21 protein-coding genes and 1 pseudogene are annotated in these 26,384 nt (G+C 72.3%); 16 read left to right on the forward strand and 6 right to left on the reverse strand.

What is annotated here, in order from left to right; translation table 11 throughout:
- Positions 1 to 4 precede the first annotated feature (4 nt).
- Entirely contained in the window at positions 5 to 1,627 is a 1,623-nt protein-coding gene (aceB, locus tag ACZ7L1_RS02115; protein WP_471433394.1) for a malate synthase A, read from the reverse strand.
- Positions 1,628 to 1,829: 202 nt separating this feature from the next.
- Complete coding sequence (locus tag ACZ7L1_RS02120; protein WP_471433396.1) at positions 1,830 to 2,429, reverse strand: nucleotidyltransferase family protein; 600 nt, start codon at positions 2,427 to 2,429, stop codon at positions 1,830 to 1,832.
- 176 nt (positions 2,430 to 2,605) lie between these two features.
- Between ACZ7L1_RS02120 and ACZ7L1_RS02125 the strand changes: the two genes are divergently transcribed.
- A complete protein-coding gene (locus tag ACZ7L1_RS02125) occupies positions 2,606 to 2,944 on the forward strand; it encodes a DUF5955 family protein (RefSeq protein WP_471433397.1) in 339 nt (112 codons plus the stop codon).
- 52 nt (positions 2,945 to 2,996) lie between these two features.
- Here ACZ7L1_RS02125 and ACZ7L1_RS02130 read toward each other — a convergent pair whose 3' ends face one another.
- Positions 2,997 to 3,803, reverse strand: a complete 807-nt coding sequence (locus ACZ7L1_RS02130) for an IclR family transcriptional regulator (RefSeq protein ID WP_471433398.1) — start codon at positions 3,801 to 3,803, stop codon at positions 2,997 to 2,999.
- Between the two features lie 233 nt (positions 3,804 to 4,036).
- Between ACZ7L1_RS02130 and allB the strand changes: the two genes are divergently transcribed.
- The 4 genes from allB to ACZ7L1_RS02150 all read left to right on the forward strand — a co-directional run bounded on the left by allB (position 4,037) and on the right by ACZ7L1_RS02150 (position 8,166).
- On the forward strand, positions 4,037 to 5,377 hold the full coding sequence (gene allB, locus ACZ7L1_RS02135) for an allantoinase AllB (RefSeq protein WP_471433399.1): 1,341 nt from the start codon (positions 4,037 to 4,039) through the stop codon (positions 5,375 to 5,377).
- A 60-nt stretch (positions 5,378 to 5,437) separates the two neighbouring features.
- Positions 5,438 to 6,553 (forward strand): allantoicase, encoded by a 1,116-nt coding sequence (alc, locus tag ACZ7L1_RS02140; protein WP_471433400.1) that lies wholly within the window; start codon positions 5,438 to 5,440, stop codon positions 6,551 to 6,553.
- Between the two features lie 210 nt (positions 6,554 to 6,763).
- Positions 6,764 to 7,576 carry an AIM24 family protein gene (locus tag ACZ7L1_RS02145; RefSeq protein ID WP_471433402.1) on the forward strand — a complete coding sequence of 271 codons (813 nt, stop codon included), beginning with the start codon at positions 6,764 to 6,766 and terminating at the stop codon, positions 7,574 to 7,576.
- Between the two features lie 194 nt (positions 7,577 to 7,770).
- Positions 7,771 to 8,166, forward strand: a complete 396-nt coding sequence (locus tag ACZ7L1_RS02150) for a guanyl-specific ribonuclease (protein ID WP_471433403.1) — start codon at positions 7,771 to 7,773, stop codon at positions 8,164 to 8,166.
- Between the two features lie 639 nt (positions 8,167 to 8,805).
- On the opposite strand, the gene ACZ7L1_RS02155 is transcribed toward ACZ7L1_RS02150, so the two are convergent.
- Positions 8,806 to 9,816, reverse strand: a complete 1,011-nt coding sequence (locus ACZ7L1_RS02155) for a Gfo/Idh/MocA family protein (protein WP_471433404.1) — start codon at positions 9,814 to 9,816, stop codon at positions 8,806 to 8,808.
- Between the two features lie 116 nt (positions 9,817 to 9,932).
- Here ACZ7L1_RS02155 and ACZ7L1_RS02160 point away from each other — a divergent pair, with 116 nt between their 5' ends.
- The 9 genes from ACZ7L1_RS02160 (at position 9,933) to ACZ7L1_RS02200 (ending at position 21,559) form a co-directional block, all read left to right on the forward strand.
- Positions 9,933 to 10,682, forward strand: a complete 750-nt coding sequence (locus ACZ7L1_RS02160) for a GntR family transcriptional regulator (RefSeq protein ID WP_258053531.1) — start codon at positions 9,933 to 9,935, stop codon at positions 10,680 to 10,682.
- 179 nt (positions 10,683 to 10,861) lie between these two features.
- Positions 10,862 to 11,863: a sugar ABC transporter substrate-binding protein gene (locus tag ACZ7L1_RS02165; RefSeq protein WP_471433405.1), complete on the forward strand. Its 1,002-nt coding sequence runs from the start codon at positions 10,862 to 10,864 to the stop codon at positions 11,861 to 11,863.
- Positions 11,860 to 12,939 (forward strand): ABC transporter permease, encoded by a 1,080-nt coding sequence (locus ACZ7L1_RS02170; protein ID WP_471433406.1) that lies wholly within the window; start codon positions 11,860 to 11,862, stop codon positions 12,937 to 12,939. The genes ACZ7L1_RS02165 and ACZ7L1_RS02170 overlap by 4 nt, the downstream gene beginning before the upstream one ends.
- Entirely contained in the window at positions 12,936 to 13,730 is a 795-nt protein-coding gene (locus ACZ7L1_RS02175) for an ATP-binding cassette domain-containing protein (protein WP_471433407.1), read from the forward strand. The genes ACZ7L1_RS02170 and ACZ7L1_RS02175 overlap by 4 nt, the downstream gene beginning before the upstream one ends.
- Positions 13,731 to 13,822: 92 nt before the next feature.
- Positions 13,823 to 14,968: an ROK family glucokinase gene (locus ACZ7L1_RS02180; protein ID WP_471433408.1), complete on the forward strand. Its 1,146-nt coding sequence runs from the start codon at positions 13,823 to 13,825 to the stop codon at positions 14,966 to 14,968.
- On the forward strand, positions 14,965 to 15,552 hold the full coding sequence (locus tag ACZ7L1_RS02185; RefSeq protein WP_471433409.1) for a sugar kinase: 588 nt from the start codon (positions 14,965 to 14,967) through the stop codon (positions 15,550 to 15,552). Before ACZ7L1_RS02180 ends, ACZ7L1_RS02185 begins: the two co-directional genes overlap by 4 nt.
- A 153-nt stretch (positions 15,553 to 15,705) precedes the next feature.
- A complete protein-coding gene (locus tag ACZ7L1_RS02190; RefSeq protein WP_471433411.1) occupies positions 15,706 to 18,528 on the forward strand; it encodes a DEAD/DEAH box helicase in 2,823 nt (940 codons plus the stop codon).
- On the forward strand, positions 18,525 to 20,756 hold the full coding sequence (locus ACZ7L1_RS02195) for an SWIM zinc finger family protein (protein ID WP_471433413.1): 2,232 nt from the start codon (positions 18,525 to 18,527) through the stop codon (positions 20,754 to 20,756). Before ACZ7L1_RS02190 ends, ACZ7L1_RS02195 begins: the two co-directional genes overlap by 4 nt.
- A 314-nt stretch (positions 20,757 to 21,070) precedes the next feature.
- Positions 21,071 to 21,559, forward strand: coding sequence for a GNAT family N-acetyltransferase (locus ACZ7L1_RS02200; protein ID WP_471433415.1), 489 nt, complete (start codon positions 21,071 to 21,073; stop codon positions 21,557 to 21,559).
- Between the two features lie 233 nt (positions 21,560 to 21,792).
- Here ACZ7L1_RS02200 and ACZ7L1_RS02205 read toward each other — a convergent pair whose 3' ends face one another.
- A complete protein-coding gene (locus tag ACZ7L1_RS02205) occupies positions 21,793 to 23,478 on the reverse strand; it encodes a ribonuclease J (protein WP_471433416.1) in 1,686 nt (561 codons plus the stop codon).
- A 590-nt stretch (positions 23,479 to 24,068) separates the two neighbouring features.
- Between ACZ7L1_RS02205 and ACZ7L1_RS02210 the strand changes: the two are divergent.
- Both ACZ7L1_RS02210 and ACZ7L1_RS02215 read left to right on the forward strand, forming a co-directional pair.
- A pseudogene (locus ACZ7L1_RS02210) lies at positions 24,069 to 24,440 on the forward strand (arsenite S-adenosylmethyltransferase); the annotation flags it as partial.
- Positions 24,441 to 24,536: 96 nt separating this feature from the next.
- Positions 24,537 to 25,814 (forward strand): APC family permease, encoded by a 1,278-nt coding sequence (locus ACZ7L1_RS02215; RefSeq protein WP_471433418.1) that lies wholly within the window; start codon positions 24,537 to 24,539, stop codon positions 25,812 to 25,814.
- Here the strand turns inward: ACZ7L1_RS02215 and ACZ7L1_RS02220 are convergent.
- Positions 25,728 to 26,135 carry an Rv3488 family transcriptional regulator gene (locus tag ACZ7L1_RS02220; RefSeq protein ID WP_471433419.1) on the reverse strand — a complete coding sequence of 136 codons (408 nt, stop codon included), beginning with the start codon at positions 26,133 to 26,135 and terminating at the stop codon, positions 25,728 to 25,730. The two genes, ACZ7L1_RS02215 and ACZ7L1_RS02220, sit on opposite strands and share 87 nt — an antisense overlap.
- Positions 26,136 to 26,384 lie beyond the last annotated feature (249 nt).

Raw genomic sequence — 26,384 nt, forward strand, 5'->3', positions numbered from 1 at the left:
GAGTTCAGCCCTCCAGCTGTTCGTAGGCCGGAAGCGTCAGGAAGTCCGCGTAGTCCTCGTCCAGCGCGACCTTCAGCAGCAGGTCGTGGGCCTGCTGCCACTTGCCGGCCGTGAAGGCCTCCGCGCCGAGCTCCGCCTCGATGTTCTGGAGTTCCGCCGCGGCGACCTCCCGGGCGAGCTCGGCGGTGACCCGCTCGCCGTTGTCGAGGACGACACCCGCGTTGATCCACTGCCAGATCTGGGAGCGGGAGATCTCCGCGGTGGCCGCGTCCTCCATCAGGTTGAAGATGGCGACCGCGCCGAGGCCGCGCAGCCAGGCCTCGATGTAACGGATGCCGACCTGGACGGCGTTGACCAGGCCCGCGTACGTCGGCTTGGCGTCGAGGGAGTCGACGGCGATCAGGTCGGCGGCCTTCACGTCGACGTCCTCGCGCAGCCGGTCCTTCTGGTTCGGCTTGTCGCCGAGGACCTTGTCGAAGGACTCCGTCGCGATAGGGACCAGGTCGGGGTGGGCGACCCAGGAGCCGTCGAAGCCGTCGTTCGCCTCGCGGTCCTTGTCGGCGCGGACCTTCTCGAAGGCGACCTTGTTGACCTCCGGGTCCTTGCGGGACGGGATGAAGGCCGCCATGCCGCCGATCGCGTGCGCGCCGCGCTTGTGGCAGGTGCGGACGAGGAGTTCGGTGTACGCGCGCATGAACGGGGCCGTCATCGTGACCGCGTTGCGGTCCGGCAGGACGAACCTGGCTCCGCCGTCACGGAAGTTCTTCACGATGGAGAACAGGTAGTCCCAGCGGCCCGCGTTCAACCCGGAGGCGTGGTCGCGAAGTTCGTAGAGGATCTCCTCCATCTCGTACGCCGCCGTGATCGTCTCGATCAGGACCGTGGCGCGGATGGTGCCCTGCGGGATGCCGACGTGGTCCTGGGCGAAGACGAAGACGTCGTTCCAGAGGCGGGCCTCCAGGTGCGACTCGGTCTTCGGGAGGTAGAAGTACGGGCCCTTGCCGAGGTCGAGCAGCCGCTGGGCGTTGTGGAAGAAGTACAGGCCGAAGTCGACGAAGGCGCCCGGGACCGGCTGTCCGTCGACCTGGAGGTGACGCTCGTTCAGGTGCCAGCCGCGCGGGCGCATGACGACCGTCGCCAGCTCCTCGTCCGGGCGCAGGGCGTACGACTTCCCGGTCGCCGGGTCGGTGAAGTCGATGTTGCGGGTGTAGGCGTCGATCAGGTTGAGCTGGCCGAGGACCACGTTCTCCCAGGTGGGCGCGGAGGCGTCCTCGAAGTCCGCGAGCCACACCTTGGCGCCCGAGTTGAGGGCGTTGATGGTCATCTTGCGGTCGGTGGGGCCGGTGATCTCGACCCGGCGGTCCTCGAGCGCTCCGGGGGCGGGCGCCACCCTCCAGGTGCCGTCAGCGCGGATCGCGGCGGTCTCGGGCAGGAAGTCCAGCGTGGAGGTGCGGGCGATCTCGGCGCGGCGCTCGGCGCGGCGGGCCAGCAGCTCGTCGCGGCGCGGTGTGAACCGCCGGTGCAGCTCGGCCACGAAGGCGAGCGCCGCGTCGGTGAGGACCTCCTCCTGCCGGGGCAGGGGCTCGGCGTCGACGACGGCCGCCGGGGACGGCGCTGGTGCGGACATGAGGCTGTCACTTCCTTCGACGAGCTGGCATGAGGGCGTTGCGGCACCGCGTGCCAGGGCCCCGTACGCGGCCGGTGGCGCCTGGGGAGCGGTCGAGCGCTTCTGATCAGTGGATACTAGTTTCCTCATAGTGGAAGTTCAATGCTTTGTTGATGTCGAGAATCTCCGGATCGAGGCAAGGTGGCGCTCGGTGCCGCTCCGCTCACTCGAGGTGGGTCAGGTCCGCCGCCGTGTCGATGTCGTACGCCTGTGCCACGTCTCCGCACTCGACGCGCGTGATCGCGTCGTCGTGCGCCTTCAGATAGGCGCGTGCCCCACGGTCGCCGGCCGCGGTCCGGGCGACACCGGCCCAGTGGGCCGAGCCGAGCAGGACCGGATGCCCGCGTACCCCCTCGTACGCGGCCGAGGCGAGCGACTCCTCGTCCCGGAACGCACAGAGCACCCGAGCCGCCGCCTTGGGCCCGATGCCGGGCTGGTCGACGAGCAGGACCAGGGCCGCCCGCGCCCCCGTCCCGGCGAGCGATGCGAGTCCGACCCGCAGCGAGGAGCCCATGCCCTCTTCCCAGTCCGGGTTGTCCACCAGTACGCAGCCGGTGAGGTCGGCACGCTCCCGTACGGCGGTGGCCCCCGCTCCCAGTACCACGTGGACGCGGCCGCATCCGGCCGCGCGCAGCACCTCCGCCGCGTGCTCCACCAGTGGGCGCCCCCGGTGTTCGAGCAGTGCCTTGGGCTGCCCGCCGAGCCGCCGCCCCCCGCCTGCCGCGAGCAGCAGCCCGGCGATCCGCCCTTCGTTTCCTGTCACACGTCCTGCTTACCTGACCCGGTGCCGATCGCACGGTCTCCCGGGGCTGAATTTCCGTCCGCACGGTGGCGCCCGGCGCGCCCGGTGGCGTTTACTGGCCCGCGTCCCCGGCGCCCGACCACGCCCCGGGGCCCCGGGGGAGGTACGAACACAACGGCGTTTCGAGGGGGACGGCTGTGGTGCGGAGCTTGGGGCAGAGGCCGGTGACCGGCAGCGAAGAGGATCCGAGAGTGGCGGAACTGCGTACCGCCGTGTCCCGGTTGCGCCGTGAACTCGCCGCACATCCGGCCGAGTTCCCCGACCGGGCGATAGCCGAGGACGAACTGGCCGCACTCGCCGCGATGGCCACGGGTGGCGTCCCCGAGATTCCCCGCCTGCGCCGCTCCCTGCTGCTGATCGCGGGAGCGATCGGCTCGGTCAGCGCACTGACCAGGGGTTTGACGGAGGTCCGCAAGGCGGTCGAACTGTTCGGGGAGCCGCCGCGGGGCAGGCGGGAGCTCGACGGCAGGGCCTAGGGAGTGCCTGAGGGTTGGATCGGCCGAGGGGTGTGGGTGATGCCGGGTCGCCTCAGGCGGTGGGGCCGCCCGAGGCCGCCAGAGTCCGGGACAGTTCCGCCGCCACCTGCTGGAGCACCGGCACGATCCGTTCCGTGGCCGCCTCGGTGACGCGGCCCGCCGGGCCCGAGATGGAGATCGCGGCGGCCGTGGGGGAGTCGGGCACGGACACCGCGAGGCAGCGGACGCCTATCTCCTGCTCGTTGTCGTCGATCGCGTACCCGAGCCGGCGCACCTCCTCCAGCGCGGCGAGGAACGCGTCCGGCGTGGTGATCGTCTTCTCGGTCGCGGCCGGCATGCCCGTACGGGCGAGCAGGGCGCGCACCTCGTCATCCGGCGTGCTCGCCAGCAGAGCCTTGCCCACGCCGGTGGAGTGCGGCAGCACCCTCCGGCCCACCTCGGTGAACATCCGCATCGAGTGCTTGGAGGGCACCTGCGCCACGTACACGATCTCGTCCCCGTCGAGCAGCGCCATGTTCGCCGTCTCGCCGGTCTCCTCCACCAGGCGCGCCAGATGCGGACGGGCCCAGGTGCCCAGCAGCCGGGACGCCGACTCGCCGAGCCGGATCAGCCGGGGGCCGAGCGCATAGCGGCGGTTGGGCTGCTGGCGTACGTAACCGCAGGCCACCAGGGTGCGCATCAGGCGATGGATCGTGGGCAGCGGCAGGCCGCTGCTCGCGGACAGCTCGCTCAGGCCGACCTCGCCGCCCGCGTCCGCCATCCGCTCCAGCAGGTCGAAGGCGCGCTCGAGGGACTGGACGCCACCGCTCGCGGCGGACTTGGCGGGGGCGTCGCTGGCACTGGACGTCGACGGCGGCACGGCGCGTTCCTTTCGGCTGTGTTCTGTGTTTTGGAATTCTAATTCCGCTAGGCGGAAACGTCCAGGGTTCGCCGGAGCCGGTACAGCGAGGGGCGCCAGGAGGAATTGTGCCCTTGACGGCACGGGTGCGGGAGGGAAGACTCCTTCAACAGAACGTTGAATTCCGTTACGCGGATGTAAATCCCGTCATCCGGAAGTCGACCGGAGCGGGACGGCGGCAGAGAGGGGCCCGGGTGTCCGACGCTGAACTGGTGCTGCGCTCCAAGCGCGTGATCACCCCCGAGGGCACGCGCGCCGCGTCGGTCGCGGTCGCCGGGGGCACGATCACGGCCGTCCTGCCGTACGACGCCGCCGCGCCGGCCGGGGCCCGGCTGGAGGACCTGGGCGACGACGTCCTGCTGCCCGGCCTCGTCGACACTCACGTGCACGTCAACGACCCGGGCCGCACCGAGTGGGAGGGCTTTTGGACCGCCACCCGCGCGGCGGCGGCGGGCGGCATCACCACGTTGATCGACATGCCGCTCAACTCGGTGCCGCCGACCACGACGGTCGCCCACCTCCGCACCAAGCAGGAGGTCGCGGCCGGCAAGGCCCACATCGACGTCGGCTTCTGGGGCGGCGCGCTGCCCGACAACCTCAAGGACCTCAGGCAGCTGCACGACGCGGGCGTCTTCGGCTTCAAGGCGTTCCTGTCACCGTCGGGCGTGGACGAGTTCCCGCACCTCGACCAGGAGCAACTGGCCCGCGCCCTGGCCGAGATCGCCGGGTTCGACGGGCTGCTGATCGTGCACGCGGAGGACCCGCGCCACCTCGCCGCCGCCCCGCAGCAGGGCGGTCCCCGGTACGCGGACTTCCTCGCCTCCCGGCCCCGGCGCGCGGAGGACACGGCCATCGCGCACCTCATCGACCGGGCGAAGCGGTTCAACACGCGCGTGCACGTACTGCACCTCTCCTCCAGCGACGCGCTGCCCCTGATCGCCGCCGCCAAGGCGGAGGGCGTACGGATCACGGTGGAGACCTGCCCGCACTACCTCACCCTGACGGCTGAGGAAGTCCCCGACGGGGCCAGCGAGTTCAAGTGCTGCCCGCCCATCCGCGAGGCCGCCAACCAGGACCTGCTGTGGCAGGCGCTGGCGGACGGCGTGATCGACTGCGTCGTCACCGACCACTCCCCGTCGACCGCCGACCTGAAGACCGACGACTTCGCCACCGCCTGGGGCGGCATCTCGGGCCTGCAACTGAGCCTGGCCGCGGTGTGGACCGAGGCGCGCAGGCGGGGGCACGGCCTGCAGGACGTGGTCCGCTGGATGTCCGAGCGCACGGCCCGGCTCGTGGGGCTCCAGGGTCGCAAGGGCGCCATCGCGGCGGGCCACGACGCCGACTTCGCCGTGGTGGCGCCCGAGGAGACGTTCACCGTGGACCCGGCGGCCCTCCAGCACCGCAACCGGGTCACCGCATATGCGGGCAGGACCCTGCACGGCGTCGTCAGGTCCACCTGGCTGCGCGGCGAACGCATCGTGGCGAACGGCGAGTTCACCGGACCGAAGGGACGACTGCTCGGCAGGACCGACTGAACCGCCCGCATCGACTCCGGCGCCCGCAGTGGGCGACCCCGAAAGGAAGAACTGATCACCGTGACGGCGATTCCGAGTTTCACGGGCGACGCGAACCCCTACCGGGGCGGCGACCCCTACGCGGACTACCGCACCGCCGACTTCCCCTTCACCCGCTACGCCGACCTCGCCGACCGCCGGCTCGGGGCCGGGGTCATCGCTGCCAACGACGAGTTCTTCGCCGAGCGCGAGAACCTCCTGGTGCCCGGGCGCGCCGAGTTCGACCCCGAGCACTTCGGGCACAAGGGCAAGGTCATGGACGGCTGGGAGACACGCCGCCGCCGGGGCGCCTCGGCCGGGCACCCGTGGCCCGCACAGGACGACCACGACTGGGCCCTGGTGCGCCTCGGCGCACCCGGCGTCGTACGGGGCGTCGTCGTCGACACGGCCCACTTCCGGGGCAACTACCCGCGGGCGGTGTCCGTCGAGGGCACGTCGATCGCCGGCTCCCCGTCGCCGGAGGAACTGCTCGGGGACGATGTGAAGTGGACGACGCTGGTGCCACGCACGCCGGTCGGCGGTCACGCGGCCAACGGCTTCGAGGTGGACGTGGAGCAGCGCTTCACCCACCTCAGGCTCAACCAGCACCCCGACGGGGGCATCGCACGCCTGCGCGTCCACGGCGAGGTGGTGCCGGACCCGGCGTGGCTGGAGGTGCTCGGCACCTTCGACGTGGTGGCCCTGGAGAACGGGGGGCAGGTGGAGGACGCCTCCGACCTCTTCTACTCACCCGCCACCAACACCATCCAGCCGGGCCGCTCCCGGAAGATGGACGACGGCTGGGAGACGCGGCGCCGTCGCGACCGGGGGCACGACTGGATCCGCTACCGGCTGGCGGCGCAGGCGCGGATCCGGGCGATCGAGATCGACACGGCCTACCTGAAGGGCAACGCGGCGGGCTGGGCGTCGGTCTCGGTCAAGGACGGTGAGGACGGCGACTGGCGCGAGATCCTCCCGCGCGCCCGCCTCCAGCCCGACACCAACCACCGCTTCGCCCTCCCGGACCCGGCGATCGGCACCCACGCGCGCGTGGACATCCACCCGGACGGCGGCATCTCCCGCCTGCGCCTGCACGGCTCCCTGACACAGGACGGGGCGAACCGGCTGGCGGCGCGCCACCAGGAGCTGGGCGGCTGACACACGCCTCGCGCGCGTGGGGCGCACCGGCCACTGCTGGGGCTGTCGGGGCGCCTGGGGCGCCGCCGGGCTGACGACACCGGTGCGCGCCCGCGCCCCACACCGCGTGCACCTGTACGACCCCGGCCGGAGCGTCGGCGGGCCGGCGGCGAACGGGAACCGTCCTCGGGCGGCCGGAACTCTTCGCCCCGCCCGCCGCGTTCTCCTCGCGTGACTCTTCAGCAAGAAATCGTCGGCAACGCCATGCAGATGGCGGTCGTCAACCTGCACCCGGGCCAGACCGTGTACTGCGAGGCGGGCAAGTTCCTCTTCAAGACCACGAATGTCACCATGGAGACCCGCCTGTCCGGCCCGTCGAACGGCGGCGGCCAGCCCCAGGGCGGAGCCGGCGGCATGGGCGGGTTCCTGCGCCAGGCCATGGGCACCGCCATGCAGGTCGGTCAGCGCGCGCTCGCGGGCGAGTCGCTGGCGTTCCAGTACTTCACCGCACAGGGCGGCGAGGGCACCGTCGGCTTCGCGGGCGTGCTGCCCGGCGAGATGCGGGCGCTGGAACTCGACGGCAGGCGCGCGTGGTTCGGGGAGAAGGACGCCTTCGTGGCCGCCGAGTCGACCGTCGACTTCGGCATCGCCTTCGCCGGCGGACGCACGGGCATGAGCGGCGGCGAGGGCTTCATCCTGGAGAAGTTCACCGGGCACGGCACCGTGATCATCGCCGGCGCGGGCAACTTCATCGACCTCAACCCCGCCGACTTCGGCGGCCGCATCGAGGTCGACACCGGGTGCGTCGTCGCCTTCGAGGAGGGCATCGAGTACGGCGTCCAGCGCGTCGGCGGCCTCAACCGCCAGGGGATCATGAACATGGTCTTCGGTGGCGAGGGCCTGTCCCTGGCCACCCTGGAGGGCAACGGCCGCGTCATCCTGCAGTCCCTGACCATCGAGAGCCTCGCCAACGCCCTGAAGAAGGCGCAGGGAGGCGACAAGCAGGGGCCGACCGGCGGACTGTTCTCCACCCACGCGGGGTGAGCCCGGCCACCGGGCTCCCAGCGGGCGGCTGACCGCCGCTGTCCGCAATCGCCCACCGCCCCGAGAGCCCGGGGCGGCGGGTCGGCCCGGGCGGCGGGCGGCAGGTTAACTCGACGAAAACAGATGGCACTTGACGTGGAAATCTCGTTGATTGTCATTGACATGCCACGCTCTACGCGCGTCATCATGCCGCCATGAGAACCCCCACACGCGCCACCCGGATCGGCGCCGCAGCCGCGCTCCTGTCCGCCCTCCTCATGGGCGGTACCGTCTCCGCCACCACGGCGGACGCCGCCGCCACCTCGGTCGGCAGCATCTGCTACAGCAACCTGCCGTCCCAGGCATACGACACCCTCGACCTGATAGACCAGGGCGGCCCCTTCCCGTACTCGCAGGACGGCACCGTCTTCTCCAACCGCGAAGGCGTACTCCCCGGCCAGTCCTACGGCTACTACCACGAGTACACCGTCGTCACCCCCGGCTCCTCCACGCGTGGCGCCCGCCGCATCGTCACGGGCGAGGAGTACCAGGAGGACTACTACACCTCGGACCACTACGCGACGTTCGACCTGATCGACTTCGGCTGCTGACCGGAGCGGTCACCACGAGCCGGGGTCCGGTCCGCACTCGGCCGGACCCCCGGCTCCCCGGGGCGGCCGAGAGGCGGCCGCCACGGCGAGCGGTGCCGTAGGGCGCACGGTGCCCGGCGTGCGGGCCCCGGGAGGAGATCGCCGGGTGGCGGCGCGATCGCGGCCCGGTCACTGCGGCATCGCGTCGGACCGGGGAGGCGCGAGCGCCGATCACCGGGACGGCACCCAGCGCGCGGACCGCTTCCGCGGAGCGTTCGCTGCGGGCCAGTGCCTCGACGGCGTGTCCGTGCCGGATCAGCGCGGTGATCGTCGCCTTGCCCAGGTAACCGGAACCACCGGTGAGGAAAACCTTCATCGCCTTGCCTTTCGTTCGGTCCAGAGCGACGCGTTCAGCGTGCGCCGGACCCGAGACAGGCGTCCAAGACCTGTTCGGTCGGCTGTGATGCCCTACGGGTATCAGTGCGGCAGAGGCCGCCTCGGGCCCTGGTACCCGGCCGCGGTCGACTCGGCGCGGCGCGTCGCGGCCGGCGCCCCGGTCCTTGCCCGCCGTCAGCCGCCGGTCGAAGGCGCACACCGCCGGCGCCGGGCCCGACACCCGGCGCGCCACCGCACGCGGACGGGGCCCGGCCCGGCCGCCGGTCAGTCCCGGGCGCCCGGGATCTCCCCGAGACGCACCGGGCGGCGCTCCGCGCGGGACAGTTCGCACGCCTCCGCGACGCGCAGGGCCTGCAATGCCTCGCCGCCGTCGCAGGGGTTGGCGCGCTCGCCGCGCACCACCTCGACGAACGCCGCGACCTCGGCCACATACGCGGGCGCGAACCGCTCCAGGAAACCCCTCCACGGCTTGTCCGCGGCCGGCGGACCGGCGAGCTCCGTGGACGCGATCGGCGTACGGTCGTCCAGGCCCACGGCGATCGTGTCCAGCTCGCCCGCCAGCTCCATGCGCACGTCGTAGCCGGCACCGTTCGTACGTGTCGCCGTGGCCGTGGCGAGTATGCCGTCCTGCAGTGTGAGCACGACCGCCGCCGTGTCGACGTCGTTCGCCTCCCGGTACATCGCCCCGCCCGCGTCGGACCCGGTCGCGTACACCTCGGCCACCTCCCGGCCGGTCACCCAGCGCAGGATGTCGAAGTCGTGGATGAGGCAGTCCCGGAAGATGCCGCCGGAGAGCGGCAGATACGCGGCCGGCGGCGGTGCCTGGTCGGCCGTCAGCGCGCGGACCGTGTGCAGCCGTCCGAGCCGACCCGAGCGCACGGCCTCCCGCGCCGCCGCGTAGCCCGCGTCGAACCGCCGCTGGAAACCCATCTGCAGCACCGTCCCGGCGGCGTCGACCTCGGCGAGCGCGGCCAGCGTGCCCGGCAGGTCCACCGCGATCGGCTTCTCGCAGAACACGGGGAGCCCGGAGCGCGCCGCCCGGCCGATCAGTTCGGCGTGCGCCGCGGTCGCCGCGGTGATGACCACCGCGTCCACGCCCCAGGTGAAGATCTCGTCCACGCCGGGCGCCGCCGTCGCACCCAGCCGGTCCGCGAGCTGACGGGCCCGCGCGGTGTCGACGTCCGTGATGATGAGCGAGCCCACCTCATGGTGACGGCTGAGGGAAGTTGCGTGATATGTCCCTATACGCCCCGCTCCGATCAGTCCGATGCGCATGGGACCAACGTGGGGGTGTACTCCCCACTATGTCAATGCTTTGTCCGGACAACCGGACTACACAACTTCCCGTCAACAAGCGCCGGAGCTACGCTCGCCCCGTGCCGAAACCAGATGTGGACCCCACCGTCCCGCTCCAGCTCAGCGTCGACCGGAGCAGTCCGGTGCCGCTCTACTTCCAGCTGGCCCAGCAGCTGGAGGCCGCGATCGAGCACGGCGAGCTGACGCCGGGCAGCCTGCTGGGGAACGAGATCGAACTGGCCGGGCGGCTCGGCCTGTCCCGGCCCACGGTCCGGCAGGCCATCCAGTCCCTGGTCGACAAGGGCCTGCTCGTACGCCGCCGCGGCGTCGGCACCCAGGTCGTGCACAGCCAGGTCAAGCGCGGCCTGGAGCTGAGCAGCCTCTACGACGACCTGGAGGCGGCCGGGCAGCGCCCCGCGACCCGGGTCCTCGTCAACACCTTCGCGCCCGCCTCCGCCGAGGTCGCCGCCGCGCTCGGTGTCCCCGAGGGCATGGAGGTGCACCAGGTCGAACGGCTGCGCCTCGCGCACGGCGAGCCGATGGCGTACCTGTGCAACTACCTGCCGACCGGCCTGCTCGACCTCGACAGCGACCAGCTGGAGGCCACCGGCCTCTACCGGCTGATGCGCGCCGCCGGCATCACCCTGCACAGCGCCCGGCAGTCCATCGGGGCCCGCGTAGCCGGCCGGGGCGAGGGCGAACGACTCGGCGAGCCCGAGGGAGCCCCGTTGCTCACCATGCAGCGCACCACATTCGACGACACGGGTCGTGCCGTGGAGTTCGGCACCCACACCTACCGCGCCTCGCGCTACTCGTTCGAATTCCAGCTGCTCGTACGCTCCTGAGCCAGCCGGGGCGCACGGTCCCCCCGCCCCGCCACCCGCACCCCGTTCCTCCCTGCACTCCATCCCTCCCTGCCCCTTCCCCGGCCCTACCAGGCCCTGACCTGCGGCGTCGATCAGCGGTCGGCGATACTTGGTCATTCCAAGCAACTGCAGGGACCATGCAAGAAGGGCACGGCCACGTGGCACGGACCAGAACCTGGGCAACCATCGCGCTCGCAGGAGCGCTCGGCCTCTCGCTATCGGGGTGCAGCAGCCACGGCGGCAAGCGCGCCGAGGACGCCCGGGAGGCCGCGGCCCTGGGCAGGGCAGCGGTGAACACCCCCCGCTGGACCTTCGCGATGATCACTCACTCGGGTGATGGCGACACCTTCTGGGACATCGTGCAGAGCGGCGCCGAGCAGGCCGCCGTCAAGGACAACATCGACTTCCTGTACTCGCACAGCGCCGAGGCGCAGCAGCAGGCGCAGCTCGTGGACGCAGCCGTCGACCAGAAGGTGGACGGCATCATCGTCACGCTGGCCAAGCCCGCCGCGCTGAAGGCCGCCGTCACCCGGGCGGAGAAGGCCGGCATCCCGGTGGTCACCGTGAACTCCGGATCCGCTCAGTCCAAGGCGTTCGGCGCGCTCGCCCACATCGGCCAGGACGAGACCATCGCGGGCGAGGCCGTCGGCGACGAGCTCGACAGGCGCGGCAGGAAGAAGGTCCTGTGCGTGCTGCACGAGCAGGGCAACGTCGGCCACGAACAGCGCTGCGCGGGCGTCAGGAAGACCTTCCACGGCACGGTCGAGAACCTGTACGTCAACGGCACCAACATGCCCGACGTGCAGTCCGCCGTCGGCGCGCGGCTCCAGGCGGACCCGTCCGTCGACGCCGTCGTCACCCTAGGCGCCCCCTACGCCGACACCGCGGTGAAGGCCAAGGCCGACGCCGGCAGCCGGGCGGAGATCGACACCTTCGACCTCAACGCCAAGGTGGCCGGAGAGCTGAAGGACGGAATCCTCGGCTTCGCCGTCGACCAGCAGCCCTACCTCCAGGGCTATGAGGCGGTCGACCAGCTCTGGCTCCACAAGTACAACGCGAACGCCCTCGGCGGCGGCAAGCCGGTGCTGACCGGACCGCAGATCGTCACCAAGGACCAGGCCGCCGCCCTCGAGCAGTACACGAAGCGGGGGACCCGATGACCGCCACCGCCCCGGCCTCCGCCCCGGAGCGCGCCGCGGAACCGCGCCCCGGCCGGCCCCGGGACGAACGGCTCCTGAAGACCTCACCGCTGAAGAGGCTCCTCGGCCGGCCCGAGCTGGGCTCGGTGGTCGGCGCACTCGCCGTCTTCCTGTTCTTCTCGATCGCCGCCGACAGCTTCCTGCGCGCCTCCAGCCTCAGCACCGTTCTGTACGCGGCCTCCACGATCGGCATCATGGCCGTCCCGGTCGCGCTGCTGATGATCGGCGGCGAGTTCGACCTGTCCGCGGGCGTCCTGGTGACGTTCTCCGCGCTCGTCTCGTCGATGTTCAGCTACCGGATGACCGCGAACGTCTGGGTCGGCGTCGGGGTGTCGCTGCTGGTCACTCTGGTGGTCGGCGCCTTCAACGGCATCATGCTCAGCCGTACGAGGCTGCCGAGCTTCATCGTCACGCTCGGTACGTTCCTGATGCTCGCCGGCATGAACCTCGGCTTCACCAAGCTGATCAGCGGCACGGTCTCCACCAAGTCGATCTCCGACATGGACGGCTTCGCCTCGGCGCGGGCCGTGTTCGCCGCCACGCTCACCCTCGGCGGCGTCGGCTTCAAGATCACCATCCTGTGGTGGTTCGCCCTGGTCGCCCTGGCCTCCTGGATCCTGCTGCGCACCCGCGCCGGCAACTGGGTCTTCGCGGTCGGCGGCAACAAGGACGCGGCCCGCGCGGTCGGCGTCCCGGTCGCCAGGACGAAGACCGGCCTGTACATGGGCGTGGCGCTCGGCGCCTGGATCTCCGGGCAGCACCTGCTGTTCTCGTACGACGTCGTGCAGTCCGGGGAGGGAGTCGGCAACGAGCTGATCTACATCATCGCTGCCGTCATCGGCGGCTGCCTGATCACCGGCGGCCACGGGTCCGCGGCCGGCTCGGCGGTCGGCGCGTTCATCTTCGGCATGACCAGCAAGGGCATCGTCTTCGCCGAGTGGAACCCCGACTGGTTCAAGTTCTTCCTCGGAGCGATGCTCCTCCTCGCGACCCTGCTCAACGCCTGGGTCCGCAAGCGTGCGGAGGCCGGCAAGTGACGCGGACCCAGGCGCGCACGGCACTCGTGGAACTGTCCGGCGTCGGCAAGCACTACGGCAACGTCCGCGCCCTCGAAGGCGTATCCCTGGAAGTGCACCCGGGCGAGATCACCTGTGTCCTCGGGGACAACGGCGCGGGCAAGTCCACCCTGATCAAGATCATCGCGGGGCTGCACCGGCACGACGAGGGCCTGCTGCGCATCGACGGCGAGGAGACCCGTCTGTCCTCCCCGCGCGAGGCCCTCGACCGCGGTATCGCCACGGTCTACCAGGACCTGGCCGTCGTGGGACTGATGCCGGTGTGGCGGAACTTCTTCCTCGGCTCCGAGCCCCGCAGGGGCAGGGGGCCCTTCAAGCGCCTGGACGTCGACCTCATGCGCCGCACGACACGCGAGGAACTGCTGCGCATGGGCATCGACCTGCGCGACGTCGACCAGCCCATCGGGACCCTCTCGGGCGGTGAACGCCAGTGCGTGGCGATCGCCCGCGCGGTGTACTTCGGCGCGAAGGTCCTGGTCCTGGACGAGCCGACGGCGGCACTCGGCGTCAAACAGTCAGGTGTGGTCCTCAAATACGTGGCCGCCGCACGGGACGCGGGCCTTGGTGTTGTTTTCATCACCCACAACCCCCACCACGCGTACCTGGTGGGCGACCGGTTCGTCCTCCTCAAGCGCGGCACGATGATCGCCAACCACGTCCGTGAGGAGATCACCCTGGAGGAGCTGACACGCCAGATGGCGGGCGGTGAGGAGCTGGACGATCTGCGCCACGAGCTGGAACGCGCTCCGTAGGGGGCGCCCCCCGCCGGGCTCGGTCCAAGACCCCGGTGCGGCGAAGGGGCCCACAGTGCAGGCCAACGTGCGCGTGCGGCAGAATCGGGCCGGTGAGCACCTACCGCGACTTCACCCACCGCGGCTCCGCCCGGGCCACCGTCCTGCGGACCGTCGGCACGCGCGAGCGCCGTTCCCATCTGTCGGCGCCGCGCGTCCCCACGGTCGGCATCGACATCGGCGGCACGAAGGTGATGGCCGGCGTCGTCGACGCCGACGGCAACATCCTGGAGAAGCTCCGCACCGAGACGCCCGACAAGTCCAAGAGCCCCAAGGTCGTCGAGGACACCATCGTGGAGCTCGTCCTGGACCTGTCCGACCGGCACGACGTGCACGCCGTCGGCATCGGCGCGGCCGGCTGGGTGGACGCGGACCGCAACCGCGTCCTGTTCGCCCCGCACCTGTCCTGGCGCAACGAGCCCCTGCGCGACCGTCTCGCCGAGCGGCTCGCCGTCCCGGTCCTGGTCGACAACGACGCCAACGCCGCCGCCTGGGCCGAGTGGCGCTTCGGCGCCGGCCGCGGCGAGGACCACCTCGTCATGATCACTCTGGGCACCGGCATCGGCGGCGCCATCCTGGAGGACGGCCAGGTCAAGCGCGGCAAGTACGGGGTCGCGGGCGAGTTCGGCCATATGCAGGTCGTGCCCGGCGGCCACCGCTGCCCGTGCGGCAACCGCGGCTGCTGGGAGCAGTACAGCTCCGGCAACGCCCTGGTCCGCGAGGCCAGGGAGCTGGCCGCCGCCGACTCCCCGGTGGCGTACGGGATCATCGAGCACGTCAAGGGCAACATCTCCGACATCACCGGCCCGATGATCACCGAGCTGGCGCGTGAGGGCGACGCCATGTGCATCGAGCTGCTCCAGGACATCGGCCAGTGGCTCGGCGTCGGCATCGCGAACCTCGCGGCTGCCCTCGACCCGTCCTGCTTCGTGATCGGCGGCGGCGTCAGCGCGGCCGACGACCTGCTGATCGGCCCGGCCCGGGACGCCTTCAGGCGCCACCTCACCGGCCGCGGCTACCGCCCCGAGGCGCGTATCGCCCGCGCCCAGCTGGGCCCCGAGGCCGGCATGGTCGGCGCCGCGGACCTCGCCCGGCTGGTGGCCCGCCGCTTCCGGCGCGCCAACCGGCGCCGGGTGGAGCGGTACGAGCGGTACGAGCGGTATACGGAGTCCCGCCGCACCACCAAGGGACTGCTGTGACGGCCGCCGCCTCACTGCCGCGCCAGTCGTCACCTCCCGGTGAGCCGCCGCGCCCGCCGGAGGACCGTCGGCGCACCATCCGCCGCCGGGCGCTGACCCTGCTGATCATCGTGCTGCTCATCGGCGTGCCCGCCGGGTACCTGATCATCTCCGCCAACCAGTCCCGCAACAGTGGCAAGGACAAGGAGGCGAAGTACGCGGCGACCGGCCTCGTCCCCGGCCGGCCCTCGTGGCTGCAGCGCCACCTCTACCAGGTGTGGATCCCGCCGGACGCGACGAAGATCGCGTCGTACGAGACGAACAACTGGAAGACCAGTCGGCTGTACGTGCAGTTCACGACCAGCGACGACGGACTGAACCGGTTCCTGTCGACCCTCAAGGCCACCCGGTCCTCTCTGAAGGCGAGCGACATCGCCATCAGCACGCGCGACCAGCACGTCGTCAGCTGGTCCTTCACCGGGCAGGGCCCCTGGTACGGCCTGACCCGTGCGCAGAAGAACCCGGCCCCCACGTTGGACGTCGTCGTGAACACGTCCCAGCCGCAGCACCCGACGGTGTACGTGGTGTCGCGGACCATCCCCTGACGGGTGATCCCCCGACCGGTGAGCCCCGGACCGATGGTCCCCTGACGGGCCCGCCCCCGCAGGGCCCGGCCGGCGGCCGGAGCCGATTGTCAGACCCCGCCCGTAGAGTCGAAGACGACTGACACGAACGAGCGGCGGGAGGTGACCGGACGTATGGCGGAGCAGGTGGCCGAGGCGGCCGCGCCCGGGCGGGCGCCCGCATGGGAGAGCCTGGCCGCGGTCTTCCTGCCCGCGCCTCTGCCCCGCCGGAGCCGGGTGGCCTTCTGGGACCCGGACGGCGGCCCGCTGCCGCCGGACGGCACCGAGGAGCTGACGGTCGTCCGGCCGCACGGGTCCGGAGCGCGCAGAAGCACCGTGCCCGCCGTGACCCTGCCCCTCACCGAGGCCCTGCCGCTGCTCGCGCGAGCCCGTCGCGCTCCCGCCGCCCACCCCGCGACCGCCTGCTGGGGCGCGGCCGCCCTGCACGCCCTGCGGCTCGTCGCGCGCGGCCGGCTGCTGCCCGGGCTCACCGCGGACGGCTACGACGCGTGGCGGGCGGGACCCCTGGAGCCGGACGACATCACCCACCTCAGGGCCATCGCCGCCGCTCTGCCGTACGAAGGCCATGCCGTCCCGCTCCCCGGCAAGGGCCCCCTGCTGCTGCCCGAGCCCGAGGTCCTCGTCCGGTCCTTCCTGGACGCGGTCGCGGACACCCTGCCGCGCACCCCGGCCGCCGCCCACACCGCGGGCAGGCCGTTCGCCGCCGAGGAGCCGCAGCGGCTGCCCGAGGCGCGCGAGTGGGCCGCCGAGGTCGCCGCGGGCATGGACGCGGGCGTGCGGATCTCGTTGCGCCTGGACCTGTCGGCGTACGACCTGTTCGACGGCGGCGAGGGAGCCGGCCGCGCCGGTGCGGCGGTCGTGCAGGTGCACAGCCTCGCCGATCCGACGCTGGTCGTGGACGCCGCCGCGCTGTGGGCCGGTGAGGCGGACGCGGCCTTCGGCCCCCGCGCGCGCGTGGACGCGGCCCTCGCGGTCCGTCGCGCGGCCCGGGTCTGGCCCCCGCTGGAACGGCTCGCCGAACAGGAGGTGCCGAACGTCCTGGCGCTGTCCGAGGACGAGTTGAGCGACCTGCTGGGCATCGCCGCCACCCGGCTCGGCGCGGCCGGCGTCGCGGTCCACTGGCCCCGGGACCTGGCACACGACCTGACCGCGACGGCGGTCGTACGACCGGCGCCCGGCTCGGCGACCGACGGCACCGGCTTCATGGACAGCGAACAACTGCTGCGGTTCCGCTGGCAGTTGGCGCTCGGCGGCGATCCGCTCAGCGACGCCGAGATGGACGCCCTCGCGGAGGCTCACCGCCCGGTCGTCCGGCTGCGTGACCGGTGGGTGCTGGTCGACCCGGCGCTCGTCCGCAAGGCCCGCAAGCGGGAGTTGGGCCTGCTCGATCCGGTGGACGCGCTCGCCGTCGCCCTCACCGGGACCGCGGACGTCGACGGCGAGACGGTGGAAGCGGTGCCGGTCGGCGCGCTGGCCGCCCTGCGGGACCGGCTGACGGCCGGCATCGGCCCGGTGGATCCGCCCCCGGGCCTCGCCGCCCGGCTGCGGGACTACCAGCTGCGCGGCCTGGCCTGGCTGGACCTCATGACCTCCCTCGGCCTCGGCGGCTGCCTCGCCGACGACATGGGGCTCGGCAAGACGGTCACCGTCATCGCCCTGCATCTGCGCCGGGCGCGCCGCGAGCCCACGCTGGTGGTCTGCCCCGCTTCCCTGCTCGGCAACTGGCAGCGGGAGATCACCAGGTTCGCGCCCGGAGTCCCGGTCCGCCGCTTCCACGGCCCGGAGCGCACCCTGGACGACGTGGACGGCGGATTCGTCCTGACCACCTACGGCACGATGCGGACGGCGGCATCCCGGCTGGCCGAACAGACCTGGGGCCTGGTCGTCGCCGACGAGGCACAGCACGTCAAGAACCCCTACTCGGCGACGGCGAAGGCACTGCGCACCATCCCGTCCCCGGCCCGCGTCGCCCTCACCGGCACACCGGTGGAGAACAACCTCTCCGAACTGTGGGCCCTGCTGGACTGGACGACCCCCGGACTGCTCGGCCCCCTGAAGTCCTTCCGCGCCCGGCACGCGCGGGCGGTGGAGACCGGCGAGGACCCTCAGGCGGTGGAGAGGCTGGCCCGTCTGGTCCGTCCCTTCCTGCTGCGGCGCAAGAAGTCCGACCCGGGCATCGTTCCCGAGCTCCCGCCGAAGACCGAGACGGACCACCCGGTCCCGCTCACCCGCGAGCAGGCCGCGCTCTACGAGGCGGTCGTACGGGAGTCGATGCTGGCGATCGAGACCGCCGAGGGCATCGCGCGGCGGGGCCTGGTCCTGAAGCTCCTGGGCGCCCTCAAACAGATCTGCGACCATCCGGCCCTCTATCTGAAGGAGGACGCCAGGACCACCGGAGGTCTCACCGCGCGGTCCGGCAAACTCGCCCTGCTGGACGAGCTGGTGGACACGCTGCTGTCCGAGGACGGCTCGGCGCTGGTCTTCACGCAGTACGTGGGCATGGCCCGCCTGATCACCACGCACCTGGCCTCCCGCGCGGTGCCCGTCGACCTGCTCCACGGAGGCACGCCGGTGCCCGACCGCGAGCGGATGGTGGACCGCTTCCAGAGCGGCGCGACCCCGGTCCTGGTGCTCTCCCTCAAGGCGGCGGGCACCGGCCTGAACCTCACCCGCGCGGGCCATGTAGTCCACTTCGACCGCTGGTGGAACCCGGCGGTCGAGGAACAGGCCACGGACCGCGCCTACCGCATCGGTCAGACCCAGCCGGTCCAGGTCCACCGTCTGATCACGGAGGGCACGGTCGAGGACCGCATCGCGGAGATGCTGGAGGCCAAGCGCGCGCTGGCGGACGCCGTCCTGGGCTCGGGCGAGTCGGCCCTCACGGAACTGACGGACCGCGAGCTGGCGGATCTGGTGTCGCTGAGGAGGACGGAGTGAACGGGGCGGGGGAGGAACGCTCCTGGGCGGGCGGGGAACCGAGCGGCGACCACGCGACGCGCCCCGCCGACGCGGCCCGCCGTGCGCTGCGCGCGGCACGGGAGCGCGAGCCGATCCACGGTGGGGCGGAAGGCGTGGAACCTTCTTCCGGGGCCGAACCTTCTGCCGGGGCCGAACCTTCTGCCGGGGCCGAGCCCCCTGCCGACGCTGAGCCTTCTGCCGGGGGAGCGGATGTCGCCCTCCCCGAGCCGGAGGCGAAGCCGACGACCGCCCGGCCGGGCGATGCGGCGCGCGCGGCGCTGCGGCGGGCGAACGCGGAGCGCCGGAGCACCCGCCAGGTGGACGAGCCGGAGGACGAGCCGGAGGAGGAGTCGAAGGAGGGGGAACCGGCGCAAGCGCCGCAGGCCACAGAGCTACCGGCCACAGCGCCCCCGGCCGCCGCGCGGGAGAGCGCGCCGGTCACACGGCCCGGCGACATCGCACGCGAGGCGTTGCGGACGGCACGGAAGGAAGCGGAACGGGAACGCACGGAGAGCCGCGCCACGGCGGCCGAGGTACGGCGCCGGTCCGGCAGCCCGGGGCCGACCCGCTCCCAGGAGGGCGCCGCCGAGCCGTCCGGCGCCGAGGAGACCCGCGCCCTGCGGGGAGTTGTCGCCGCACCGAGGCCGACGGGCGTTCGGGGCCGCCGCAGCGCTCGTCCTCCGGCGGGCGGCCGCGAGGTCCGGGACGTACGGGCGCTCCTGGCCGGTGCCTTCGAACTGCCGGCGTCGGCGGCACCGCCGAGCGGGAGCGCGTCCGTCGCGGGGGAGTCCGGCGAGCGGAGCGGCACATCCTCGCCGTCCTCCCCGCACGAGACGCCGAGCCCGCCCACACGGCCGCGGCAGGGCACACCCGAACCGTCCGCGAGGCCCCGCGGTACGCCGTCCGCCGCGCCCCCGGCCACCCCCCGCTATCCACGGTCCATGGCCGCCCCCGGACGTGACGGCGAGCTGCGGCGCACCTTCGCGGCGCTCCCCGCCCGCCCGGTACGTGACCGCGACCGGTTCGCCGAGACGTGGTGGGGCAACGCCTGGGTGTCCGCGCTGGAGGAAGGGGCCCTCGACGCGGCGCGGCTGGCGCGGGGAAGGGCGTACGCGGGGCGGGGGAAGGTGGACGCCATCACCGTCACCCCGGGGCTCGTGCTGGCGTATGTGCAAGGCAGCCGACCCCGGCCGTACCGCGTGCAGGTGCGGCTCAGGACGTTCTCCGACGAGGAGTGGGACCTCTTCCTGGACGCCGCCGCCGAGCGGCCCGCGCACATCGCCGCGCTGCTGGACAAGCAGATGCCGCAGTCCCTCGCCGAGTGCGGGGTCCGCCTGCTCCCCGGCGCCGGCGACCTCGAACCCCACTGCAGCTGCCCCGACTTCGGCCGCCCCTGCAAGCACGCGGCCGCCGTCTGCTACCAGACCGCCCACCTGCTCGACCGTGACCCCTTCGTCCTGCTCCTGCTGCGCGGCCGTGGCGAGCGCGACCTGCTCGACGCCCTGTCGCGGCGCAACGCGGCCCGCGCGGCCCGGACCGACCGGGACCGCAAGCCCGCCCCCACCCCGGGCATACGTGCCCGGGACGCCCTGGCCCGCCGCACCCGGCCGCCGCTCCCCGCGCCCCTGCCCCCGCCCGCCCACCCCGAGCAGCCGCCGGTATACCCGGACGCCCCGGGCGGCCCCGACTCGTTCGCGCTGGACCAGCTCGCCACGGACGCCGCCGCCCGCGCGCACGCCCTGCTCACCACCGGGCACGACCCGGTCGGCGAGCTGACGCTGTGGCAGGACGCGGTACGGCTCGCCGCCGCCCGCCCCGGCTCGGGCCTCACCGCCGGAAGCCGGGCGCTGTACGCGTCGCTGGCCGCCGCCACCGGGCGGACACCGGCCGACCTGGCGCGGGCGGTCGCCGCCTGGCGGCAGGGCGGGAGGGAAGCCCTCGCCGTACTGGAGGAGCCCTGGGACCCGCCGGCCGGCCGCTTCGACCGTGCCCGCCCCCTGCTCCTGGCCGCGGACCTGCCCGCCTTCCGCCCGTGGCGCAACCGCCTCACCCACCCCGACGGCCATGTCCAGCTCCGTCTCGGCCAGGACGGACTGTGGTACGCGTACGAGTCGGAACCGGGCCGCGACGACTGGTGGCCCCGGGGCACCCCCGATCCGGACCCGGTCGGCGCCCTGACCGGACTCGGGGCGCCGGGGGAGAGGTGATCGGCGTTTGCGCACGGCGCCGTGCCGCACGGCCGCGGTGGAGGCTACGTGAACGTCCCCGGAAAGAGTGAGGGTCTTCGGGAGATGCGCTGGAGGCGGATGTACGGACCGGAGGCCCCACAACCGGAACGAGAGGTTCGGACGTAGTGTCCGGGGGCGCCGTTGCACTCGGGCTCTGCTCTCCAGAGCACCCTCAGCAAGGACGCGGGTCGATCGGGGCCTGGGCGAGCAGTACCCGGGAGCGGTGCAGGAACGCCTGCCCGAGCAGCCGACCCGCCGCACGAAGGCACTCCCCGGTGCGAAATACTCTCCCGATGAGTACACGCACTTCCCCCGTCAGCCAGCCGATCACGATACGGAGGGCCGTCGCGCGGGATGCCAAGCGGCTCACGCGGCTCGTGCGTGGCTCGGGCGCCTACGAGGGTAAGTACGCGGCCGCAGTCGCGGGCTACCGGGTCGGTCCTGATTACATCGAGGCCCACCGCGCTTTCGTGGCCGTCGGCGCCGACGAGCATGGAGGCCGGGTCCTCGGGTTCTACTCGCTCGTCCTCGCTCCACCGGAGCTCGACCTGCTGTTCGTCGCCGACGAAGCGCAAGGACGGGGTATTGGACGACTGCTCATCGCGCACATGCGGTCCGAGGCCCGTGCCGCCGGGCTCGACCGTGTCAGGGTCGTGTCGCATCTTCCCGCGGAGGACTTCTACCACCGCGTCGGTGCAGTGCGGATCGGGACCGCGCTCGCGAACCCGCCCGCCGTGCCGTGGGACCGTCCCGAATTCGAGTTTCGCATTCCTTCGGAATGACGCGGTGTGCCGGTTCGCAGGACACCGGCTTCGCCTGCATGGTGGCCGGCATGCAGGAGCCGTTGGACGCCGCGCGCTCCGTGTGTGCCGTCGTCTCTGCCCTGGCGGAGGGATCGCCCGCGCCAGCGGCCTCTCCCGGCGACTCCCTCACCTCCGGCACTCCCAGGGCCATCGAAATCGAGATGCCCGCGGCGCCACGACCGGAACCGGGGGCCGTGCTGCCGGGCTGTGGCTCAGGCGTCGATGATGACGGGGATGATGAGGGGCTGGCGGCGGTAGGTGCGGAACGCCCAGTTCGCCACGGCGCGGGCGACGAGTTGTTCGAGTTGGCGAGCGTCCCCGACGCCTTCCTGGGCTGCGGTGGCCAGGGTCTTCTCGATGACGGGGATGACCGGCTCGAAGGTGGTGTCGTCGTGGACGAAGCCACGGGCCAGGAAGTCGGGGGCCTCGGCGAGGGCGCCGGTGTCCGCGTCGACGATCGCCACCACGGTGACGACGCCTTCGGCGGCGAGGGTGAGGCGGTCCTTGAGGGACGCTTCGGTCGCGCCGCCGACTTCCATGCCGTCCACGTAGACGTTGCCGGCGGGGACCTTGCCGGTGATGGATGCACGCCCGTCGACGAGGTCGACGACGACGCCGTCCTCGGCGATGACGACCCGTTCGGGGTCGACACCGGTACGGATGGCGAGGTCGGCGTTGGCCCGCAGGTGGCGCCATTCGCCGTGCACGGGCATGACGTTGCGGGGTTTGACGATGTTGTAGCAGTAGACGAGTTCGCCGGCGCTGGCGTGCCCGGAGACGTGCACCTTGGCGTTGCCCTTGTGGACCACGTGGGCGCCCCACCGGGTGAGTCCGTTGATCACCCGGTAGATGGCGTTCTCGTTGCCGGGGATCAGGGAGCTGGCGAGCAGGACGGTGTCGCCCTTGCCGATGCGGATCATGTGGTCGCGGTTGGCCATCCGTGACAGCGCGGCCATCGGTTCGCCCTGGGAGCCGGTGCACACCAGAGTGATCTTGTGGTCCGGGAGCTTCTCCAGCTCCTTCGTACTCACGACCAGACCGGAGGGGACCTTCAGATAGCCCAGGTCACGGGCGATGCCCATGTTGCGGACCATCGACCGGCCGACGAAGGCGACCTTGCGGCCGTGCTGGTGGGCGGCGTCCAGGACCTGCTGGATGCGGTGCACATGGCTGGCGAAGCTGGAGACGATGACCCGGCGCGGTGCGGTGCGCATCACCTGCTCGATCGCCGGGTTCAGCTCACGCTCGGAGGTGGTGAAGCCGGGTACTTCGGCGTTGGTGGAGTCGGTGAGGAACAGGTCCACGCCTTCCTCGCCGAGGCGGGCGAAGGCGCGCAGATCGGTGATGCGGTCGTCGAGAGGGAACTGGTCCATCTTGAAGTCGCCGGTGTGCAGCACCATTCCGGCCCGGGTGCGGATCGCGACCGCGAGGCTGTCGGGGATGGAGTGGTTGACCGCCACGAACTCGCAGTCGAAGGGCCCGAAGCCGCGCCGGTCGCCCTCCCGCACCCGCACGGTGCGCGGCCGGATGCCGTGTTCCTTGAGTTTGGCCTCCAGGAACGCCAGCGTCAGCTTGGAGCCGACGAGGGGAATGTCGGACCGCTCGCGCAGCAGGTACGGCACGCCGCCGATGTGGTCCTCGTGGCCGTGGGTGAGGACCACGGCCACGATGTCGCCCAGGCGGTCCCGGATCGAGGTGAAGTCCGGCAGGATCACGTCCACGCCGGGCTGGGTCTCCTCGGGGAACAGCACGCCGCAGTCGACGATGAGCAGCTTGCCTGCGTGCTCGAAGACGGTCATGTTGCGGCCGATCTCACCCAGGCCGCCCAGGGCAATGACCCGCAGCCCTCCTGCAGGCAGGGGAGGGGCGGCTTTCAGCTCGGGGTGCGGATGACTCATACCTTGACGGTACCCGGAGAGCGGGACGGGATGATCCATTGCCTGTGTGATCTCTCCTTCCCGACGGAGCGGGATACCCGCGGTGGGTGCCGCGGCACGATCGGATCACGCCGACGGCCGGCACAGGCAGTGGTGAAAGTTCCGTGGCCGAACCGTTCGCCCGGTGCTGGAGAAGATCTCGTGCACCCTGTCGTGTTTTCCGGCGTTCGCCACCTCCCGGTGGACCTCGGCACTGGTCCGCTCGCAGTAGTCGACACGCGGGTGCCGTCGGCGCTCAGGAGCGAGTGGGCCCCGAGGCGGCGCTACGCTGCCCGGGAGGTCTTCCACCTGGTCAGGGCCATATGGTCATGCCCCCGTGATAGGGGCAGTGTGAGAGCGGCGTGCGACGCGCGGCCGCATCGCTCCGCTGGCCTGGTAGCGCACAGCAGACAGTCGATCTGAAGGCGTCCCTGGAGGAGCGCGAAGCCGAACTGGCGGCTTCCCCGAAGCCAACCGGCTGCTGACCAGGGCCTTGAACCAGCGCGAGTGACCGGGCCGTCAGCCGGGCGTCACTTCCGAAATCAACACCCGGACGCGTGACTCGATCGCGTCGCTTCCGAGTGCTCAGGCCCGGCGGCCGGATCGGTGTCTCGGACGTCGTCGCCGACGACACCCTCACCGCCGAACAGCGCGCCGAGCGCGGGAACTACGTCGGCTGCATCGCAGGCGCCCTCTCCTTCGCCGAGTACCGCGCGGGACTGGAGGCGGCCGGGTTCGCGGATGTGGAGATCACCCCGACTCACGTGGTTGCCGACGGCATGCACTCTGCCATCGTCCGCGCCGTCAAGCCGCTCGCCGCCGACGCCTCGCCCCAACCGGACGGATCCGCCGACGCGTGCTGCACACCGGCCGAGTCCTCCCTCTCGCCGGGCCTCACCGTCGCACAGGCGAAGACGGCCTCCGGATGCGGCTGCACCGGCTGATATCGCACCCGGCTCCGGACCGCCCCCTGGAGCAGGTTCACCCGGCTCATATATCGTCACCCGATATCGGGAACCGTAATACGGGCGGAGTGGGCCATGAGCAGGGCTTCGACAGCGGCCGGGGTGCCGGATGAGCTGGAGCGTCGGCTAGGAGTGCCGGACGCGGTGGTAATCGGCCTGGGGTCGATGATCGGTGCCGGGATCTTCGCCGCGCTCGCGCCGGCCGCGCGTGCGGCGGGTTCGGGGCTGCTGGTGGGGCTGGCGGTGGCGGCGGTGGTGGCGTACTGCAACGCGACCTCGTCGGCGCGGCTGGCCGCCCGGTATCCGGCCTCGGGCGGCACCTACGTTTACGGGCGGGAGCGGCTGGGCGAGTTCTGGGGGTACCTGGCCGGGTGGGCGTTCGTGGTGGGCAAGACCGCCTCGTGCGCGGCGATGGCGCTGACCGTCGGCGCGTACGTGTGGCCCGGGCAGGCCCACGCGGTCGCGGTGGCGGCGGTGGTGGCGCTGACCGCGGTGAACTACGCCGGGGTGCAGAAGTCGGCGTGGCTGACCCGGGTGATCGTCGCGATCGTGCTGGCGGTGCTCGCCGCCGTCGTGGTCGCCACCCTCACCTCCGGCGCGGCGATGGCGTCCCGGCTGGATGTGGGCGCGGACGCGTCGTTCGGCGGGGTGCTGGAGGCGGGCGGCCTGCTGTTCTTCGCCTTCGCCGGGTATGCGCGGATCGCGACCCTCGGCGAGGAGGTGCGGGATCCAGCCCGGACCATCCCCCGTGCCATTCCGCTTGCGCTGGGCATCACCCTCGTCGTCTACGCCCTGGTCGCCGTCGCGGTCCTCATGGTGCTCGGACCGGATCGTCTGGCCGCGGCGGCGGCGCCGCTGTCGGAGGCGGTGCGGGCGGCGGGAGCGGGCTGGCTGGCCCCGGTGGTCCGGGTGGGCGCGGCGGTGGCGGCACTCGGCTCGCTGCTCGCGCTGATCCTGGGGGTCTCGCGCACCACGCTGGCCATGGCCCGTGACCGGCACCTGCCGCACGCCCTGTCCGCGGTGCATCCCCGGTTCAAGGTGCCGCACCGGGCGGAGCTGGTGGTCGGCGCGGTCGTGGCGGTCCTGGCGGCGGTGGCGGACGTGCGCGGGGCGATCGGCTTTTCCTCGTTCGGCGTGCTGGCCTACTACGCCGTCGCCAACGCCTCCGCCTTCACCCTCACTCCGGAGGAAGGCCGCCCGGTCCGGATCATCCCCGTCGTCGGCCTGGCCGGCTGCATGATCCTGGCCTTCGCCCTGCCCCTGGCCTCAGTGATCTCCGGTGCTGCGGTGCTGGCTGTCGGCGTCGCCGCCTACGGCGTCCGCCGCATTCTCCTCGGCCGGCGCGACTCCTGAACCAGGCTCGCCGCCGTCAGAGGCATCGTCGCCGAGGACCTCGCGGGCCAGCTCCCGCAGCGCCCTGCGGTCCTCGGCCAGTGCCTTCCTCCCGGCTTTGGTCGCCGTGTAGACGCGGCGGGTGCGTCCGTCGACCACGCGCTGCTCGGAGGTGAGCAGGCCGTCGGCCTCCAGCCGGTGCAGCGTCGGATACAGCGTGCCCGGACTGATGTCGTAGCCGTGCCGGGCCAGTTCCTCGGTCATCCACGCGCCGTGGATCTCCTCCTCGGCCGCGTGGTGCAGGATGTGCAGCCGCACCGCACCCCGCTGGAACTCCCGCACCCGCCCCACCTCCACACACCCGCCGAACGGCAGTGACGAAACCGATATCGGCAACCGATCCTACGCCGCAGGCGACCCCTTTTCGGAAAGCCATCGGGCTACAGGGCACAGAACGACGGGGTACGGCTGGTGCGTTGGTCGGCGCGGGCGGGCGGTGCGCAGTGTGTGGCGGGTGATGCGGTCTGCGGCATAGGCGGCGCCGGCGACGAACCGCATCACCGGTCCGAAGGTGGCCGCAGCCAGTGACCT

This window comes from Streptomyces sp. NPDC107546 (assembly GCF_055639175.1).